This is a genomic window from Catalinimonas locisalis (genome assembly GCF_038039535.1).
Lineage (GTDB): Bacteria > Bacteroidota > Bacteroidia > Cytophagales > Cyclobacteriaceae > Catalinimonas.
This window is the reverse complement of the sequence record NZ_JBBPHP010000007.1, coordinates 187,499-188,381: the sequence shown is the minus strand read 5'-3', so window position 1 is coordinate 188,381 and position 883 is coordinate 187,499. Positions and strand designations below refer to the sequence as shown.

The following is an 883-nucleotide window of genomic DNA, read 5'->3' as shown; positions in this document are numbered from 1 at the left end:
TAACATCACCCTTACCGCTGAAGATGAGCAACAGCAAACGGCTTCTACTTCCTTTGTTGTCAATGTCAGTGAAGTGCAAACTCAAACACCTTTCTTTGACCTAGTAGACGAGGCGTTTCAAATTGTTGATAATATCATAGTGGACGAGGACTTTGATCAGGAAATCACGGTAAGCGCACAGCCGGAAGAAAATATAGAGGGAGTAACGTATTCTATTGCTCCCTCAAGTATTGCTTTTGCTACTTTGACAGCCAATAATGATGAAGGCATTTATGCGTTTGAAGCAGTGGCCGATCAGAACGGAGAACAGGAATTTACTGTCACTGCCAATAATCAGGGTAGCATACATGAGGAAAATTTCACTTTCAGAGTAAACGCTGTTAATGATCAACCAATATTCAGTCTTGCTCAAAACAATATAAATGTTGAAGCAGCCAGTGGACCACAGAGCTTTGCCAATTTTGCAAATAATATTGCTCCCGGACCGGAAACTGCCACTGATGAAGCGTCGCAAATATTGGCATTTACTGTGAGTGCAGAAAACCCAAGCCTTTTCTCCATTCTACCTATTATAGATGAAGAAACCGGCACACTCACTTTCACTCCTTCAGAAAATAGTATAGGCACTTCTACGATGGAAGTGACACTTACTGATGATGGTCCTGAAAATGGAGAGAATCAGAATTCAAGCGCTACTTCGTTTAATATTGAAATCTTTGAGCGACAAAATGCTGTACCGGTGATCTCCGGGCAGGAGGATATCACTATTGATGAAGATAACTCCTATACCATTGAACTGGATGACCTGGAAGTTTCTGATCCTGACCATGATATCACAGAACTAACCCTCATTGTCCAGGATGGAGATAACTACACTAGAAAT

Annotated in this window: 1 protein-coding gene; it reads left to right on the top strand. The window is 41.4% G+C overall.

Translation table 11 applies throughout. The features are described 5' to 3' along the window. A partial coding sequence (locus WJR50_RS11915) for a hypothetical protein (protein ID WP_341293502.1) occupies positions 1–883 on the top strand: 883 nt, incomplete at both ends.